Source organism: Aquimarina algiphila, from assembly GCF_947494415.1.
Taxonomy (GTDB): domain Bacteria; phylum Bacteroidota; class Bacteroidia; order Flavobacteriales; family Flavobacteriaceae; genus Aquimarina; species Aquimarina algiphila.
Genome location: NZ_CANLVC010000007.1, coordinates 427,291 through 444,069, shown reverse-complemented (window position 1 = coordinate 444,069; position 16,779 = coordinate 427,291). Strand labels below are relative to the sequence as shown.

15 protein-coding genes are annotated in these 16,779 nt (G+C 32.1%); 14 read left to right on the top strand and 1 reads right to left on the bottom strand.

The genetic code is table 11. The annotated features are described in order from the left end of the window. Positions 1–24: 24 nt before the first annotated feature. The gene (locus PQF96_RS16630; protein ID WP_271767475.1) at positions 25–1,677 is read right to left on the bottom strand and encodes a glycosyl hydrolase family 18 protein; all 1,653 of its coding nucleotides are present in this window, start codon (positions 1,675–1,677) and stop codon (positions 25–27) included. A 489-nt stretch (positions 1,678–2,166) separates the two neighbouring features. Here PQF96_RS16630 and PQF96_RS16625 point away from each other — a divergent pair, with 489 nt between their 5' ends. The 14 genes from PQF96_RS16625 (at position 2,167) to PQF96_RS16560 (ending at position 16,176) form a co-directional block, all read left to right on the top strand. Continuing rightward, complete coding sequence (locus tag PQF96_RS16625) at positions 2,167–3,441, top strand: metal-dependent hydrolase family protein (RefSeq protein WP_271767474.1); 1,275 nt, start codon at positions 2,167–2,169, stop codon at positions 3,439–3,441. 41 nt (positions 3,442–3,482) lie between these two features. After that, positions 3,483–3,767, top strand: coding sequence for a hypothetical protein (locus PQF96_RS16620; RefSeq protein ID WP_271767472.1), 285 nt, complete (start codon positions 3,483–3,485; stop codon positions 3,765–3,767). 137 nt (positions 3,768–3,904) lie between these two features. Further along, positions 3,905–4,663: an AraC family transcriptional regulator gene (locus tag PQF96_RS16615; protein WP_271767471.1), complete on the top strand. Its 759-nt coding sequence runs from the start codon at positions 3,905–3,907 to the stop codon at positions 4,661–4,663. 61 nt (positions 4,664–4,724) lie between these two features. After that, positions 4,725–6,266, top strand: a complete 1,542-nt coding sequence (locus PQF96_RS16610) for a serine hydrolase domain-containing protein (RefSeq protein WP_271767469.1) — start codon at positions 4,725–4,727, stop codon at positions 6,264–6,266. Positions 6,267–6,656: 390 nt separating this feature from the next. Beyond that, the gene (locus PQF96_RS16605; RefSeq protein WP_271767467.1) at positions 6,657–7,427 is read left to right on the top strand and encodes a nuclear transport factor 2 family protein; all 771 of its coding nucleotides are present in this window, start codon (positions 6,657–6,659) and stop codon (positions 7,425–7,427) included. A 116-nt stretch (positions 7,428–7,543) separates the two neighbouring features. Further along, positions 7,544–7,999 carry a DUF1801 domain-containing protein gene (locus tag PQF96_RS16600; protein WP_143917275.1) on the top strand — a complete coding sequence of 152 codons (456 nt, stop codon included), beginning with the start codon at positions 7,544–7,546 and terminating at the stop codon, positions 7,997–7,999. Then, a complete protein-coding gene (nudK, locus tag PQF96_RS16595; protein WP_109435489.1) occupies positions 7,992–8,573 on the top strand; it encodes a GDP-mannose pyrophosphatase NudK in 582 nt (193 codons plus the stop codon). Before PQF96_RS16600 ends, nudK begins: the two co-directional genes overlap by 8 nt. A 112-nt stretch (positions 8,574–8,685) precedes the next feature. Continuing rightward, complete coding sequence (locus PQF96_RS16590) at positions 8,686–9,324, top strand: LysE family translocator (RefSeq protein WP_271767465.1); 639 nt, start codon at positions 8,686–8,688, stop codon at positions 9,322–9,324. 37 nt (positions 9,325–9,361) lie between these two features. Continuing rightward, a complete protein-coding gene (locus tag PQF96_RS16585) occupies positions 9,362–10,369 on the top strand; it encodes a sensor histidine kinase (protein WP_271767463.1) in 1,008 nt (335 codons plus the stop codon). A 16-nt stretch (positions 10,370–10,385) separates the two neighbouring features. Continuing rightward, a complete protein-coding gene (locus tag PQF96_RS16580; RefSeq protein WP_271767461.1) occupies positions 10,386–11,153 on the top strand; it encodes a LytR/AlgR family response regulator transcription factor in 768 nt (255 codons plus the stop codon). Between the two features lie 120 nt (positions 11,154–11,273). Further along, positions 11,274–12,533 carry an alpha/beta hydrolase-fold protein gene (locus PQF96_RS16575; protein ID WP_271767459.1) on the top strand — a complete coding sequence of 420 codons (1,260 nt, stop codon included), beginning with the start codon at positions 11,274–11,276 and terminating at the stop codon, positions 12,531–12,533. Positions 12,534–12,573: 40 nt separating this feature from the next. Next, positions 12,574–13,857 carry an alpha/beta hydrolase-fold protein gene (locus PQF96_RS16570; RefSeq protein WP_271767457.1) on the top strand — a complete coding sequence of 428 codons (1,284 nt, stop codon included), beginning with the start codon at positions 12,574–12,576 and terminating at the stop codon, positions 13,855–13,857. A 5-nt stretch (positions 13,858–13,862) separates the two neighbouring features. Then, positions 13,863–15,137: an alpha/beta hydrolase-fold protein gene (locus PQF96_RS16565; protein ID WP_271767455.1), complete on the top strand. Its 1,275-nt coding sequence runs from the start codon at positions 13,863–13,865 to the stop codon at positions 15,135–15,137. A 148-nt stretch (positions 15,138–15,285) separates the two neighbouring features. Then, the gene (locus PQF96_RS16560; RefSeq protein WP_271767453.1) at positions 15,286–16,176 is read left to right on the top strand and encodes a haloalkane dehalogenase; all 891 of its coding nucleotides are present in this window, start codon (positions 15,286–15,288) and stop codon (positions 16,174–16,176) included. The last annotated feature ends 603 nt before the right edge of the window (positions 16,177–16,779 follow it).

The following is a 16,779-nucleotide window of genomic DNA, read 5'->3' as shown; positions in this document are numbered from 1 at the left end:
AATCTATTTTTATTTTATGGGTAATTATATCACGTTAAATCGTTTAATTTTTGTGGCCTGATCAGAAATAATATAAATTAAATAAGAACCTTTTCCCAAATCAGAAGCATCCAACTGAAAATTACTACCTCCTATATTTAATTTCCCCAAATCTATTTCCTTGATCATTCTTCCTTGAATATCAAAAATCCTCACGTCAATTTGAGAGATTTTATTTGATTCAACACTTAAGTTGAGAACATTATTGCTCAATGGGTTTGGATAAATACGTACATTCATATTTTTGCTTGCTTGACTGGCAGTATTCAAACGAGTAGCTTTGCTACAACTAGCAGATGTAGGTTCCCAGAACCAATGACTAATTACAGGATCATAACCTGGATTATCATGTTCACAGATATAGTTAGACCCACCATAGGATACAATATCACCTGTATAATATTGAGTGCCCGCAGTCCAAGGTGCGCAGGCTCCACCATCACCACCAGAACCGCCATCACAATTTTGAGAAGAAGGATCCCAGAACCAATGACTAATTACAGGATCATAACCTGGATTGTCGTTTACACAGATATAATTACTACCTTGATATGTTACGATATCACCTACATAATATTGCGTACCAGCTGACCATTGCGTACAAGAACCACCTCCACCAGGTCCGCCAGGGCCACTTCCCCCGTCTAATTTGGCATCAATTGTATTAAGCAAAGAATAGGAAGGATTAGGGTGATCTTGATCAACGGCCCAGATCATAACGCCTCCAATATTCTCATTTAAAGTCAATTGTACTTTGTCCTCAATCAACTTCTTTGCATTGTAACCATAACCGTTTGATTGATCACAAGTATTATTGTTCGGATAGACTTTGTTTGGAGCACTGCTATCCGCAGCTACAATATCTTTGTATGCCATTGATGCTCCGCTAGAGTTCCAGCCATAAAAAGGAAGACCTAATTGTAGTTTAGAGTTAGTGACTCCACGACTTTGCCAATAATCAATACCTCCAGCAGCAAAAGTATACGTCGAATGATTTATTCGAGGACTATTATCATAAGCCATAATATGAATACCATCAAGATATTGAAAAGCGGCAGATGAAAAATGTTGACCACGAAATGCTGACGCAGGAACAGCTGTAGAAAGTTCTAATTGTTTTGTTGGGTGTGTATTCATCTTAGCTCTAAGTGCCGCCAGTAGATCAACATACAGTCCTTGACTACTGGCACTAGGGTATTCCCAATCCACATCAATGCCATCCATGTTGTATTGCACAACCATATTGTAAAGGTTGTTTACAAAATTTGTTTTTGAATTCCCTTGAGCGACCGAATTGAATGCTTCTGGATTGGCATCAGCAGCACAGGGACCAGACTGATTCGCATAGCTACAAGGAAACCAACCTCCTACTGCAAGAATAGCTTTAGCACCTTGAGCATGAGCTATTGATGTCATGGTACTAAGGTAAGCACCATCTATAGCATTTAACTTACCATCTAAATCAGGATGAATAGTCGCAAAAGAATAAATAACATGTGTTAATTTCGAAGCTTGATCAGCAGTGATTTGAGCTTTCCAACTCTGCATGTAACCAACTCTTTTCTGTGCATAGATTGGCTGGACAAACATCCACGTCATCAAAAAGATTAGCGGGAAACGATAATAAATTTTTTTCATAATAATATGGTTTTTAGAGTTAATATTAATTAGGAAAAAGAATAACAAACCTCAATTAATGGGATCTAATATCCCCTCATTAGTGGGCTCAAACAAAAACAACCTATAGTAAGTTTGTTATATTTAAATTCATATTGGTCATCATATAATTGCTTACTGGTACAAATCACATAAAGGTAATATGCAAGACTCACTATAACCTTTTTTTTAGCTAAACGGTTAAAATTTGTAGCTTAACGACAAAATTTTGAAGCACTAGTTTAAGAATTCTTTTAAATATCGATCTTGACTTTTAAATTCTAAATAAACACAGCTACCATCCCTGATTTCATTAATGAGGAATTATGAGAATCGCTGAAACAATTCTGAATTACAGTATTTTCATCGTTTAGATTCTAAAAAAAATCTTAATACAATTAATGGATACAAGTAATTATACTAAATTGATCCCATTAAGTAACTCATACAATCTTTTAATACAGCTCACTCATGAAATATTTTTATACTTTGTTTATTACATTAATATGTTTAACCATCTCTGCTCAAGACACCTATATTCAATGTGGTAAACTTATAGATACCAAAACAGGTAAAATACTGACTGAAAAAACTATTGTTGTTTCTGGAAATAAAATTCTAAAAATTGAAAATGGTTATGTTACTGGTAAAAAAAATGACACCACTATTGATCTGAAAGATAAAACGGTAATGCCTGGATTGATTGATATGCATGTTCATATCGAAAGTGAGTCAAACCCAAAAGCTTACCTTGAGCGATATACAGATAATGAAGCCGATGTTGCATATAATTCTGTTGGACTTGCAAAAAAAACACTTATGGCTGGATTCACTACAGTCAGAGATCTTGGTGGTAGTGGTGTAAATATTGCCTTAAAAAAGGCTATTGCACAAAATAAAATTGATGGCCCAAGAGTTTTTACTGCTGGAAAAATAATATCAAGTACGGGTGGTCATGGTGATCCAACTAATGGCAGTAAAAAAGCTTTAGCAGGTGACCCAGGTCCAAAAGAAGGAGTTGTCAATAGCATAGAAGATGCCAAAAAAGCTGTACGCCAACGCTATAAAAATGGTGCTGACCTTATCAAAATTACAGCTACTGGAGGAGTACTTAGCGTAGCAAAGAGCAGTTCTAATCCGCAATTTACTGTAGAAGAGATTAAAGCTATATGTGAAACAGCTAAAGATTATGGTTTTCATGTAGCTGCTCATGCACATGGAGATGAAGGAATGCAACGTGCAGTCCTAGGTGGAGTAAAAACCATTGAACACGGAACACTCATGAGCGAGAAAACTATGGATCTCATGAAACAACATGATGCATACCTTGTACCCACTATAACAGCAGGAAAAGAGGTTACAGAAAAAGCAGCAATAGAAGGATATTACCCTTCTATTATCGTTCCCAAAGCATTAGAGATCGGACCAAAAATTCAAAATACGTTTAAAAAAGCGTATGATCGTGGTGTTGGTATTGCATTTGGTACAGATGCCGGAGTGTATAAGCACGGACAAAATTCAAGAGAATTTGGCTATATGGTCGAAGCGGGAATGCCAGCTATAGAAGTTATACAAAGTGCAACCACTACCAATGCTAAAATTTTGAATATGGATGATCAACTTGGACAAATTGCTCCAGGTTTTTTGGCTGATATTGTAGCCGTAAATGATGATCCTACTCAAAAAATAAAGACTATGGAAAATATAGTTTTTGTAATGAAAGACGGGAGGGTGTATAAAAAATAGGGAACATCTATTTAGTCCGTTCTATTAATCCAGCAAAAAGAATGAAACTCAAAAAAATATATACTACTATTCCTTGCAGAAGGAAATTGACACTCTATTTTTTTGCACTTCTTTTATGTATACCCTACAGTATCCAATCTCAATCCGACGATACTCCTCTTAAAAAAGGACTTACCAATGGTATTGCTTTAGGTATTCCTGGAATTTCTATCGCGATCGGAAAAAGTGATAGCATTGTATGGACTGGAACCGCAGGGTATAGTGATCTAATTGCTCGAAGTCCAATCAAAAAATTTACAAAAATATTCTTTTCCCCGCGGTGTTAAAGTACCTGGATGTTACATTGAACTAATAAATTGTAACAAAACATATTCAAACCTCTAATCTATAATTAAAAATAACACTAACTTTAATCCTCAATCAATAGTGGTACTCTTTATAGTTTACCAAAACATTCAATCAATTGAAAAAAAGAGATCAAGATGTTATGTATTACGAAGATAATTCTATACGAATTACTCGTAAAAATTACGTGAAATTCGAAAATAACATGCTTCCACATGATCATGATTTCCTATCTGTAAGTCTAATGTTGTCTGGTAGTTTAATAGAACATACAGAAAAAGGGACAAGAATCGTAAAACCAGGGAGTATTTTGATCAAACCTGCTCTACTCGAACATAGTAATATTTTCACAGAGAGTTGCACCATTTTATCACTAAATATATATGATTGGGAGTATTATAAATTTGATTATAAAAACTGGAATATCATTCAACAGCATATGTTGTTGAAATATTTCTTAAGAATTATTCAGGATAAAGATAAAAAACAAAGCCTGAGTGCATTAAAATCTAATCTATCACCTATCGCGGATACAAAACATATACAAGAAAGCATCCCCGAATGGGTTAAACATATTCGAACCATTATTGATACTCAATTTTTAGAGCCTCTCAAAATTTCGGAGCTAGCCAAAGAAGTCAATGTACACCCTGTACATTTAGGAAGAACATTTAAAAACTATTACAAAGTAGATATTAAAGCATATCAAAAGCAATTACGCATGCATTTTGCTGTTTCTCAAATGATTTCCCAAAATAACAATCTCACCCAAATAGCACATTCGACGGGATATGCAGACCAAAGTCATTTCTCACGAGAGTTTAAAAAATCAACCGATTTTTCTCCAAAAAAAATTGCTTCCTTATTGAATGTTTAATTTGTTCTATTTTTTAACATTTACAGCATATAGTTTTGTTTGAAATGTAAATTCTATATCAATGAAGAAAGAGATCTTTTCAATTAGCCTATTAACGCTATCACTATTTTTTTTATCCTGTAGTACTACACCCAAAAAACCTGATTATTCTGAGTTCAATACGTCATACTCAGAATTCCTGAAATCAGCAGTAAAAGAATTAGGAACAAAGCATGGATTATCTCTTGCTGTAGTCAAAGATGACCAGGTTATTTTTGAACACTATCATGGGCTTGCAAACATAGATAAAGGCATAAAAGTAGATGAGAATACCTTATTTTACATTGCTTCTGCTACCAAATCATTTACAGCCTTATCTGCATTGATTCTTGAAAACAAAGGTAAGCTAGATTTAGATAAATCTTTATCGGCATACTTCCCCGAAGTGAATTTTGCCCCAGAACTCAAAGCAGATCATATTACCGGACACGATTTACTTTTACATACTTCAGGTATAAAAAACTGGCCAATCATAAATTCAACAGCATACACAGGAATTCATGATCAAAATCAACTATTAGAACAATTATCTCAACTTACAAAAGTTAACCAAAAAGCACCTCACGGAAAATTTCAATACTCAAATCTTGGGTATAATATTTTAAGTATGATTATGGAGCGAGAACTGAATATGGATTGGCAATCTGTACTTGAAAAAGAAATTTTTAATCCTTTACAAATGAACCGTACAACTGCACGAATGTCGACCGCAGATCAGAATGGATGGGAAGTTGCAAAGCCTCATAGTCAGTTAAATGATCAGAATAAGTTAGAGCGACTTTTATTAGAAAAAAAAGATAATACAATGCACGCTGCCGGAGGTATGATTACAACCTCTCGCGATATGGCTCGATGGTTGATTATGGAGCTTAACAACGGAAAAATAGGTAATAAGCAAATCTTTGATACCGATTTAATAAAAAAAAGTGTGTTATCTCATGTCCGTCAAGATAGAAAATATATGGAGCTAAAACGATTTGGATATGGATACGGATGGAATCAAGGGACCACTAATCATGGAGATACCTTAGTTCATCATTTTGGGGGATATGTAGGTTTCCATTCTGAAGTTTCATTTATGCCATCCAAAAAAGTTGGAGTTGTAGTCATGGCAAACGAATCTGACACAGGTAGATATCTCAGTTTCTTACTTACATCTTATGCTATTGATTATTTTTCGGGACGAAAAGATATTGATGTTTATTATCAAAATAAATTAAAAGAATATAGCAAGACTATAGCTACATTCAAAGAGAACGTTAAAGAACACTATGTAAAACTAGCAGAAAGACAATGGCAATTAGAATTACCTTTTTCTTCTTATGCAGGAAAGTATACTAGTGATTTATTTGGAACATTAATAATCGAACATCTTGGGGAAAATCGATTAATTGCCAGTTCTGGAAATTTAAAATCTGTTGATGCTACACCCTATAAAAATGCGAATTCGATAAGAGTAGAGATGGTTCCAGGGTCTGGTTCTGGCATCCAATTTATTGTCAATGAAGGAAAAGTAGAACAGGCTATTTGGGAAGATCAAATATATACTAGAGTAATAAACTAATACTTCATAGTCATTCCATTAAAATCATTATGGTATAAAGAGGAAAGAAAAGTTTTTCTTTATACCATGATGATTACAATTATATCTCAAAAACAAATACAACCTTAATCGTTAAAGCTATCCTAACATTCATGTTTATTTAGTATTTTTATCATCTGATTATTCGTTTTTACATATCATTTAAGTCTTTCCAAAAGACTCCCTCTTTTTTGGGGTAGATATTGTATTAGACTATGCTAAGTTTAATGTAATGGCATAGTTGTGTCCACTCTGATCTAAATTCAAATTTTTTTAATCATTCAAAATGAGATTGAATATGACGTCAATCCGAACATTGATATGCACGATATGTATAATATCATGCAATTAAAAACTAAAAAAACATAAAAAATGGATAGTAGAATAGAACCATTTAATTCAAATACAACAGTAGTATTAGATTTTTATAACAAAGTACTTGGTCTAGGCGATACAAGTCTAATAGATGATATACTTACAAACGAATATATACAACATAGTCCAACGGTAAAAACAGGAAAGGATGGCTTTACAGAGTTTATGTCTTTTCTAAAACAGTTACCTCAACCCAAAAACCCTGTTAAACCTTTTATGCGGTTGATTAGTGATGAAAATTTCGTTGCTGTTCATTTAAGTATCAAATTTATGGGGCAACAAAAAGCTGTATTAGATTTGTATAGGCTAAAAGATGGTCTTCTTGCAGAACATTGGGATGCTTCAGAAGATATAACTGGATTCAGTGCAAACCCTAATCCTGTTGTTGAGGGAACAACAACTATTGAGAACATAAATTCAACTGAGGAGAACAAGAACATCATTCATAAGTATACAAAACATGTACTACTGGATAAGTCCTCAGACTTGTGGGTGGATTATATATCAACAAATTTGATTCAACATAATCCAAAAATCGAGAATGGTCGCGAAGCATTGATTCAATATTATAAAAAAATTGATGTCAAAAAAGTTTATCGAATATTAGGGGAAGGAAATTTTGTTGTTACTCAATCCGAAGTCTTCTTTGAAACTGTTCCTTTTGTAGTATACGATATTTATAGGTTAAAAGATAAAATAATAACCGAGCATTGGTCTGTATCTCAAAAAATTCCTAAAGAGATGGCACATCTCAATGGAATGTTTTGATTTTTTAGCTTAATAAAAGCATATTACAAAATATTAAAGGGTGTGTTTCGCACCCTTTATGTTTACCTTTACAAATCAGTAAATGTGACTTTATATCATTCATACAAAAAGAAAACATGAATAAGAACAGAGAAATACATCCTGATTTTCTTTACTTCTTAGCATTAAAAGAACCTGATTTAATTGACCTCTTTAAGGATGTAAGAAACTATATCTTGTCGATATATCCAGATAGTAACGAACTACTTTACCACACACATGCTTTAACCACTGTATATTCAATTTCAGAGAAATTATCTGATGCTTTTTGTATGATTCCTATATACACAAACCATCTTAATCTTGGTTTTAATAAAGGGGTTTTAATCGATGACCCTCATGCATTACTTACCGGAACAGGGAAATTAATACGGCATATACCTATTACAGAAAAAGGAGATTATCAAAACGACGATGTAGAAAACTTAGTGAAATCAGCAATAAATTTTGCTATCAATGATATGAACAAGCCTTCTAAATCTAGTGGAAAAACAATTTCAAAAATAAAAAAACAACTACCAAGGAATGACTAATGACGCTATAAAAATTACCAAAACCGAAGTATTATCAGATAACTGGTATACCCTCAATAAAGTTACCTATGAGTATCAAAACAAAAATGGTGAATGGGAAACACATTCGAGAGAGGCATATGATAGAGGAAATGGAGCTGTTATTTTGCTTTACAATGCTAATACCCGAAAAGTTATTCTTACCAAACAGTTTAGATTACCAACCTATGTAAACGGAAACAAAAATGGTATGATGATAGAAGCTTGTGCCGGATTACTGGATCAGGACAATGCAGAGGACTGCATCCGTAAAGAAACTGAAGAAGAAACAGGTTATAAAATTTCCAAAGTTAAAAAGATATTCGAATCTTATATGTCTCCTGGATCAGTTACAGAAATATTATATTTTTTCATTGCAGAATATACTAAAGAAATGAAAGTAAGTGATGGAGGTGGATTATCAGAAGAACAGGAAAATATAGAAGTACTAGAATTAGACTTTGACACAGCATATAAGATGATTTACTCAGGAGAAATAAAAGATGGCAAAACCATTATGTTATTACAACATGCAAAAATTCATAATATCATATAAATAGTGTTTAATTAAGTGTTTGAGGAGTCTGCATATCTAAAGATCGTGTTAATTTGATTTTCAGCATTAAAAAAAATAATACTTTTAAGCAGTTAATTTATAAAACTTGTATATGATACCCTTACATGAACTATTAGTATTTGCTTTAGCCTCGCTTATTATGGTATTATCTCCTGGACCAAATATGATTTATTTGATATCAAGATCTTTATCACAAGGTAAACAAGCAGGAATTATTTCTTTATTTGGTGTGATTTGTGGATTTCTATTTCATATTCTCATGGTTTCATTTGGATTAACTGCTATATTCTTTGCTGTACCTTATGCGTTTATAGTTGTGAAATTTTTGGGTGTGGGCTATCTCCTGTATTTAGCATACAATACAGTTAAGTCTGATGGTAATAAAATATTTGACACAAAAAATCACAACCTAAAAAAAGACAATCCTTTTAAACTATTTAATATTGGATTCCTAACCAATATTCTCAATCCAAAAATGGCTCTATTTTATTTATCCTTTTTTCCTCAGTTTATTAAACCAGAATACGGCTCAATCCTTTCACAAAGTTTTCAATTAGGAATCGTTCAAATCATTATAAGTTTTTGTATTAATTTTCTCATTGTTATTTCTGCAGCAAAAATGGCTTCCTGGTTTGCCAAAAATCCAATCTGGGTTAGAATTCAAAAGTGGTTCATGGCTTCTATATTAAGTGGCTTGGCAGTAAAAATTGCTTTCGCAAAAGCAAAATAAAAAATGAGTTACCTGGATAAAAACTAGATAATAGTGTATGACATATCTAAAACTTAACTCATCAGATTATAGACTTCTAGGGTTCTACTTTTTGTTAGCAAGTGTCTGGGATGCTGCTCAGTTTTATATTTTAGAAAAACCTATACTAAAATACACCGTGGACATACCACTATTTTGGATAAAAACGATACTACTCCTTATTGTTTTTAGGTATTTAATTATAGAATTATTGATTAAAAACAAAAAATACTACTTGTTTTTTATTACTGCTTTAGGATGTGTTATTATCATAGGATTTGGCTCACTTCTTCTTCAATTTTGGTCGTCTGGCAACCCATTAAAGATATCAGAAATGACTACTAATTTAGTATTCAAAAGCTATTACAATTCTGCTGTAGATGTTGCCATACCTCTTGGTTTATTACTTGGTAAAAAATACTACGAAAATTCTATCCAGATCAATCAAATTGCAAAGGAACAACGAGAAACAGAACTTAAAGTATTACGTTCACAATTTGATCCTCATTTTTTGTTCAATAGTCTAAATACTTTAGACGCACTTATAGATATCTCTCCGGAAAAAGCAAAAGTATACCTGTCTCGATTAGCATATTTATATCGATATCTTATGCAAACCAAAGATCAAGAAGTGGCATCTTTGGAAGAAGAAATGAAATTAGCTCAAAATTATTTCTTTCTTATTAAAACACGATTTGGACATTCCTATGAGTTTAACGTATCAGAGGTTGATCTTCCAAAAAACAAATATTTACCCACAGGAGCTTTACAAACGGTTATTGAAAATGTTGTAAAACATAACAAACCAACTAATGATCTAATTATTACCACACAAATCACCATTAGTAAAAACGATATATTAGTTAAAAATAATACCTCAAAAAGTTCTGAAACAGATCATTATTCGGGAAATGGATTACAAAACATAAAAAAACGATACCTTTTACTTTCTGATAAAGAAGTTGCTATAAAAGAAGATGATACACATTTTACTATTCTATTGCCTCTTCTCAATTTGGAACATTAAATAATATACAACATACATGAATATCCTGATTTTAGAAGATGAGATTCCGGCTTACGAAAAACTTACGCTATATCTTGCTGAGTATTTTGGAACTGACTTTATGCAGGACTGGTCAAGATCTGTAGTAGAAGCAAAAGTATTGTTGTCTGAGCACCAATATGACCTCATCCTTTCAGATATTCAATTATTAGATGGTATTGCATTTGACCTCTTTGACCATATAAATATATCCTCTCCTATTATTTTCTGCACTGCTTATGATACATTTTTATTAGATGCTTTTAAAACTAATGGGATTGCTTACATCCTAAAACCATACTCAAAAGAAGAACTTTCTGAGGCACTTCGAAAATATGAAACACTCATTGCATTACCCAAACACTCACGATCGTTAAATAAAGAAGTTTTTAAAGAGCTTAAAGAACTAATTACTCCAGAAAATAAGCAGTTCTTAAAACGTTTTGTTGTCAAAAAAGGAAATGGCATTAAGTTAATTGATACAGAAACAATATCCCTAATTGATGCTTGTGGTGATTTTTGTAAAATTACTGATCATAACGGAAATATCAATAGTATATCACAGACCATTGGTACTTTGAGTGATCAATTAGATCCTAAAATGTTTTTTAGAATCAATAGAAGCCAAATAATAAATATTAATCATATTAAAGTAATGGATAGTCATAGTAAAAATAGACTACTAATCATTCTTGACGGTATAGAACAAGGAGTTATCACCAGTTCTAACACAACTCCGGCCTTCAGGAAGTGGGTGCAATTTTAATTTATCTTTAACGACAAAAAGAAACGCTTTACCTCTTTTTTCTCCTCATTCATCAGTATTCTATAATTAGAGTTTTGGTTACAAGCTATATTTATGATTTAGCAGATATCAAACATTAAGATGAAAAATTATATTCTTATCCTACTCCTATCCCATATATCATTTTATGGGCAAAAAAACGAAACAGAAAACATATTCGGTAAGACTTTTATTTTTCAATCTGAAATACTCGAAGAAAAAACAGAAATTCAGATCTATCTCCCAGAAAATTATAATATCTCAACACAAAAATACCCCGTTTTATATGTTTTGGATGGGCAACGTTATTTCTTAAACGGAATTACTTATCAAAAAAACCTTGCTCATAAGAATAGTTCTCCAAGTTTTATTGTAGTCGGCATAAAAACCAATACGTTGGGAAAAAGAAGACGGGAACTATTATATAAAGAGTCTAAAAAATTCATTCGATTTATTGAGAAAGAAATAGTTCCCCATGTAGATAACAACTACAGGACTTTAAATGAACGAGTATATTTTGGATGGGAAATGGCTGCATCCCTTGGCCTAGAAATATTTGCTAAGCAACCATCTCTATTTAATGCCTTTATTTTATCAAGTCCTACTTATATCACCAAGAATCGTACAGATGGCGTTCTAGAGCTTCTGAAAACTAAAAAACAACTAAATCACACCATTTATTTCTCTCTTGGATCAGTAGAATCCTGGTCTTTCGAAGGAATAAATACACTTGCAAAAATCTTCGAACAACATACAGTAAAAGGATTGAAATGGAAGTATAAATTACTGGGAAATGACAATCATTACTCAACCCCATTAATCACAATAAATCAAGGACTTAAAACTATTTTTCAAGATTTTGAGCCTATCCGATTTTATAGTCTTCAGGAATTTGAAGATTTTGGTGGAATTATACCTTTACAACAACATTATCAAAAAAGAGGAGAACGATATGATCTGCAAACAGATATTCATAACGACACCAAACATTATCTCCTTTTACAATCCTTAAAAGAGGACAATTATAACCTTTTTACCTTTTTTGTTAAAGAATTTGACGCCAAAGTATTTTGGAAAAATTACCACAAAAATCACTTCCTCTTTCATCGATATGCGCAGTATTACCTCAAACACAATAATATTGATGAAGCCAAAGAAATATATAGCATTGGATTAGAAAAGTTCCCAGAATCTTCTCTTTTACATAAGGGTAAAGCAGATATTTATAAAGTAATAGGAAATAGATATCAAGCCAAAAAACATTATCAAAAAGCTATTAAAATTGCAAAACAAGAATCAAATCCTGAGTTGCTTACATACAAAAAGTCGCTAGAAGAATTAGAGCAGAACATTAAAAAATAATATATATCATTTAACATCACAATCAAGAATTCATCACATTATGAAAACGAATAGTCTCTTTATAATCATCACTCTTCTATTAGCATCTGTTTTTTCTGGAAGAGCTCAACAAGCTAATAACTCACCATTAACACAAATCTCTACTGTACCTATTTCGCATGCTGAAAAAATTACTTTTCATTCTAAAATTCTTGATGAGAAGAGAGTAATGAACATATATCTCCCAGAAAGTTTTCATGACGCTTCTGAAGATCATACATACCCAATAATCATGATAAGTGGTTCTCACGGGGTTAAGTTTTTTCAAATGATATCTGGTGTTGTAAAACATCTTAGTTCTGTCACTCGTATGCCTGAAGCCATCGTTATTAGTTTTGATGAAGAAAAACATTATGCCCCAAATGTGTATACTAATGGTATGTGGGGAAGCACAGAGGAACTAGAATTCAATGCAGACCCTGATCAATTTGTAAAACATCTTAAAGAAGAGTTATTTCCTTATTTAAAAAAACAGTATCGTGCTAATGACTACAGAATGATTATTGGCGTATCAGGAAGTAGTGTTTTTCCTTTACATACGTTTGCAAAAGAACCTGATCTGTTTCGGGCACATATTACTGTTGCTTCTGCAGATATGATTGGCATGGGATATCGACCCAATACCACATTTATAGATGCCTTTGAAGAAAGTTTTATTAAAAACCCTAATCGTAAAGGGCAATTATATCTTGGGATAGCATCATCAGATCTTAAAGGCAAAAAGCAGCAATACCAAAACAACCTTGATGAACTACAAAAACGTCTGGCCCCGTTTCAATCAAAAAACCTAATGTTAAAGGTTGAAACTATACCCAACGAAGAACATTATGATTGTATTATAAAAGCGATGCTATCTTCAATAGAAATGATTTTTCCAATAGAAGAATGGTCTCCAAAATTCAGAGATATCATAAAACAACCAGGAAATGCCTTAGAAAATATAGATGTTTTTCACCAAAAACTTTCCACCATGTATGGTTTTCCTATTCTTCCGAAAGCAGAAAGGTGGAATAGTGTAAATTCTCTGCGGTTTATAGGAGGAAAATTATTAAAAGATGGAAGAATTAAGGAATCTATAGAAGTTTTTAAAAGAAGAGTAGAATATCGTCCTAAGTCCCCATGGGCATATAATAGCTTATCAGAAGCATTAGAAAAAGATAATCAACTCAAAGCCGCAATAGAAGCACAACAAAAAGCTGTTGAATTAGCCAAAGAGTATGACAGCCAATATGTATCTGAATATCAAAAACAATTATCCAAACTTAAAGATAAACTAGAAAAATAAAATTTATGAATATCAAAACCATTTTCCTATTTCTATTTCTACATGGTTTTGGCCATTATACTGCGTATACACAAATTAAAACGACAGAGAATATTGTTGGAAAAAACATAATTATCAATTCTTCAATTCTAAAAGAGGAAAGAACAATACAAATCTTTCTACCTGATACTTACAAAGATTCTTCAAAAAAATATCCAGTTATTTATGTATTAGATGGACAACGACTTTTCCTTCATACGGTAAGTTTATTGCACTCATTTAAACAATTTAAACTCACTCCAGAGTTTATCGTAGTAGGTATAAGTAACTCATACCCCCAACGATTTGGTCATTTTAGCTCGGGTACAAAGCCTTTTTTTAATTTCCTTTCTACAGAAGTTATCCCATACCTAGATAAAGAATATAGAACTTCTAGCGAACGCCTATTATTTGGATGGGAATATGCAGGAGGTTTTGCCATCGAAGCAATGATTAAAAAACCTGAATTGTTTAATGGCTACTTGGCTGCCAGTCCTTTTCCAATACATGACCCTGGCCTTCCGATATCTGCAAATCGAATGAAGTCATTAGATAGTATACTTAGAGTAAAAAAGAAGTTTGATACTTTTTTATTTTTCTCATCTAGCAACAATGAAGGTGTGGTTACCGAAGGTACTGAATATCTTAAAAAGAAATTAGAATCTGAAGCTCCACTAACATTACGTTGGGAATATATTTATCTACAAAATGAAGAACATCGTTCTACCTCGTATCACACTTTATATCATGGATTAAAACGCTATTATCATTACTATCCAGAACTCCAGTTTAATTCTTTAAAAGAGTATGAGTCCTCTGGAGGAATGGATAATATTATTACGTACTACAAAAAAAGAGCAAAACAATTTGATTTTCCTGAAGGAATTGCACAAGGCACCATGTGGAATCTTGTTAAAAAGGCTTCAGATGAAGATGATTATACGGCATTTAACACATTCATAAACCAATTTAAATCAAAAGGGTTTCTAGAAAAATTAAGAACAAACTGGGGATGTGTATTTGCAGAATTTTACCTCAAACATAATCAATCCAAGAAAGCCGAAGAGCTATATCTGTTTTTTAGTACTAAGTTTCCCGAGTTGGCAAGACCCATTAATGGATTGGGAGATGTCTATCTAACTTTAAAAAATAAAGACAAAGCAAGAGCGTACTACAAACAAGCAATCACCCTTGCAAAGAAAAATTCTGACTGGAGATTAGAAGAATATGAAAAAGATTTATCTGGTTTAAAAAACAACTGATATTGATCATTAGCATTTTGCTTAATACCGATTAATCTTATTATTTTCATTAGGTAACTATATTATGTACGACTAAAAACCATATTGGATTAAAATATCACTTTTACATATCTTTAATCCTTGGGTTCATCATTAATAATACAAACTCATGCAAATAGTACAACCTGATTTTTCTCGTTTTGAATCAATTGAAGATTTTCCTTATAAAGAGAATTTTATACGTTTTGATAATTTACAAATGCATTATATTGATGAAGGGCAAGGTGAAACTATTCTGGCACTTCATGGAGAACCTACCTGGTCTTATCTTTATAGAAAGTTTATACCCATTTTAAAAAACTATCGATTTATTGCTCCAGATCTTATTGGATTTGGGAAGTCTGATAAAATTGTTGGTTATAAAAACTATAGCTTCGATCTTCATTTTAAATCTCTTGAAAATCTAATTCAGAAACTAGACCTTAATGATATTACATTAGTAGTGCAAGATTGGGGAGGGATATTAGGGTTATCTCTTCTGGCAGAATATCCAGAAAAATTTAAAAGAGTTGTTATACTAAATACTTTTTTACCAGTAGGTAAAAAGATGTCTTTCTTTTTTAAAATCTGGAGAGCATATGCAAAATATCATCCATCACTGTCCATACCGAGTATTCTTAAACATGGTTCATATCAAAAATTATCTCAAAAAGTGCTTCAAGCCTATAACGCTCCCTTCCCGAATAAGAAACATAAAGGAGGAGCAGTAGCTTTTCCTTTACTGGTTCCTGCTAATGTTAATGATCCCGCGGTTAAACCTATACAAAAAGCGAGAGATGTACTTTCTAAATGGCAAAAACCTGCATTAGTATTGTTTTCTGATAAGGATAAAATCCTGGGAGGACTTGAGAAATTCTTTTATCGATTAATCCCTTCTAGCGCAGAACAACAAAAAATTATAATCAAAAATGCAGGGCATTTTTTACAAGAAGAAAAAGGAGAAGAAATAGCACAATACATAGATCAGTTCATGAAAGATGAGCTAAAAATTATAACTTAAATGATCACCAACCTACCTTTATATTCCTAATTAAAATCAAATTGTTGTACTCCTAAATTGCTATATAATTTGATTATAAATCATACTAAACTGCACCTATTTTAGCACTTAACTCATTTTTGATGATGGTTTTAAGTAGAAAATCTAGCATTTTTAGGGAAAAGAAAAAGTCAAAATAAGCTCATCAAAAAAGATTTGTAAAATTCTTATTTTCAAGTACTTAAACCTCTTTTTTTATTTCTTAAAAACAACCATTGTGCATTTCAAAAATAACGAAATGGTTTTCTCATACAATAGGATGAAATATTTTTTTATGAGAATATGATATAGTTTTGTTTCATTAATTAATAATAGCTAAAATCATAAACTATAAAAAAGAAATACTATGAACTCATTTAAAACTAAATTCAGGTTTAATTTAAAAGCTATCATGGATATATTGTCAGAGCTTCCTAAAGCTTGTAGTCATGCTATTCATAGATAACTACACACTTTATTAAAATTTTCAATTATGGATACCAAAATAAAATTGAATTATATGTTTCTGGCAAGCTTTTGCCTATTATGCAGTATCGCTTCATTAATAACAATAGTAGTATTAAT

What these genes read in the sequence shown, in the direction of transcription:
- PQF96_RS16630 (WP_271767475.1), bottom strand. Translation starts at nt 1,677, where the DNA reads ATGAAAAAAATTTATTATCGTTTCCCGCTAATCTTTTTGATGACGTGG.
- PQF96_RS16625 (WP_271767474.1), top strand. Translation starts at nt 2,167, where the DNA reads ATGAAATATTTTTATACTTTGTTTATTACATTAATATGTTTAACCATC.
- PQF96_RS16620 (WP_271767472.1), top strand. Translation starts at nt 3,483, where the DNA reads ATGAAACTCAAAAAAATATATACTACTATTCCTTGCAGAAGGAAATTG.
- PQF96_RS16610 (WP_271767469.1), top strand. Translation starts at nt 4,725, where the DNA reads ATGAAGAAAGAGATCTTTTCAATTAGCCTATTAACGCTATCACTATTT.
- PQF96_RS16605 (WP_271767467.1), top strand. Translation starts at nt 6,657, where the DNA reads ATGGATAGTAGAATAGAACCATTTAATTCAAATACAACAGTAGTATTA.
- PQF96_RS16600 (WP_143917275.1), top strand. Translation starts at nt 7,544, where the DNA reads ATGAATAAGAACAGAGAAATACATCCTGATTTTCTTTACTTCTTAGCA.
- nudK (WP_109435489.1), top strand. Translation starts at nt 7,992, where the DNA reads ATGACTAATGACGCTATAAAAATTACCAAAACCGAAGTATTATCAGAT.
- PQF96_RS16590 (WP_271767465.1), top strand. Translation starts at nt 8,686, where the DNA reads ATGATACCCTTACATGAACTATTAGTATTTGCTTTAGCCTCGCTTATT.
- PQF96_RS16585 (WP_271767463.1), top strand. Translation starts at nt 9,362, where the DNA reads ATGACATATCTAAAACTTAACTCATCAGATTATAGACTTCTAGGGTTC.
- PQF96_RS16580 (WP_271767461.1), top strand. Translation starts at nt 10,386, where the DNA reads ATGAATATCCTGATTTTAGAAGATGAGATTCCGGCTTACGAAAAACTT.
- PQF96_RS16575 (WP_271767459.1), top strand. Translation starts at nt 11,274, where the DNA reads ATGAAAAATTATATTCTTATCCTACTCCTATCCCATATATCATTTTAT.
- PQF96_RS16570 (WP_271767457.1), top strand. Translation starts at nt 12,574, where the DNA reads ATGAAAACGAATAGTCTCTTTATAATCATCACTCTTCTATTAGCATCT.
- PQF96_RS16565 (WP_271767455.1), top strand. Translation starts at nt 13,863, where the DNA reads ATGAATATCAAAACCATTTTCCTATTTCTATTTCTACATGGTTTTGGC.
- PQF96_RS16560 (WP_271767453.1), top strand. Translation starts at nt 15,286, where the DNA reads ATGCAAATAGTACAACCTGATTTTTCTCGTTTTGAATCAATTGAAGAT.